This window comes from Winogradskyella pacifica (genome assembly GCF_003386275.1).
GTDB classification, from domain to species: Bacteria; Bacteroidota; Bacteroidia; order Flavobacteriales; family Flavobacteriaceae; genus Winogradskyella; species Winogradskyella pacifica.
On the sequence record NZ_QREI01000045.1, the window covers coordinates 1 to 1,213 of the forward strand.

Genomic DNA, 1,213 nt, shown 5'->3' on the forward strand with positions numbered 1-1,213 from the left:
ACTCGTACGTGTTAGGGATCACTAATCTAAAACACGTTATAGTTCTCCTCTTTTTCTATATAAAGATATTTAATACAAACTAAAGAAACACGTTGGCAAACATTTTGCGCGTGCCAACAATTTCAAGGCTTTTACGAAATTCTGTGCTTACTTGCTTCAGAAAAATACGTTGGAATTTAAAGCTGAACGTTAAAAAAATATTACACTGGAATTTCTTACTCTTGCGGAACTTTACGCACGAATTTCGACTTACCCAACTTCGGTTATTTAATTCAAAATTATAGCAATCCTCAACTTTTGGCTGATAAGCGGAGTGGCAAAACGTACGGCCGAACTGATCGCTATTTAAAAAAATTAAAATTAGTTGTTTAAATCAATCGCTTCTAGTGTCACGGAATTTCGGCCAAAAATCAAAACTGATGCTCTTTGCGGAAAAGAACGGAATAATAATTTGGAGATTTTTTTTTGATTTTTAAGTAAAGTATAAATTTTGACAAACAAAACGTTCGGAAACATAACCTGATAATATAACGGCTGAATAATAAAAAACGATTTGCCAACAATGTATATAATTTATAGCTGCTTCTAGCCTACTTGCGAAAAACCTCTCGGTTTTTCTATTTCGATAATTATTTGCTAACTTACTCGCTGAAACAACGCTACAAATCATATACTAAACCGTTGGCATTCATTGAGCACAACCGTTAGAAATGACAATTATTAGTAATTTAAAACAAAACGTTTGACTTTTAGCTCGTTTACGGAATCGGAAACTGAACTGAAAAGCAAACCCAAAATTAAATACGGAATTTAGCAAGTTGCAGAATTGCTCACTCAATCGGAATTGATAAAGTTTGCGGAATAAATCATCAACCAAATTTAATAGCAGAATGAACAAAAAAACTAAAACAATAATAATGGGAGGCTTAATTGGAGGAATAGCTTATGCCTTTATTATGGCTGGTTTTGATTATTCTGACGGACAAGATTTTAGAATTTGGAGATTTTTATTAAATGCGATAATATTTGGAACATTTATGGCAATAATGAATATATACAACATTAAAAAACAAACGGAAGAAAATAAAAATAACGAATAGTAAAAACAACGAAATGCCAACAAAGTACTGTGGCAAAAAACAAGTAAAAACTCATTAATTTTTCACTAAAGTACTTTTATAATTTCCATCATATATTAATCCCGATTTAGCTA

1 protein-coding gene is annotated in these 1,213 nt (G+C 31.3%); it reads left to right on the forward strand.

Annotated elements, in window-relative coordinates; genetic code table 11:
- Positions 1–890: 890 nt before the first annotated feature.
- Positions 891–1,100, forward strand: a complete 210-nt coding sequence (locus DFQ09_RS18725; RefSeq protein WP_115813166.1) for a hypothetical protein — start codon at positions 891–893, stop codon at positions 1,098–1,100.
- The last annotated feature ends 113 nt before the right edge of the window (positions 1,101–1,213 follow it).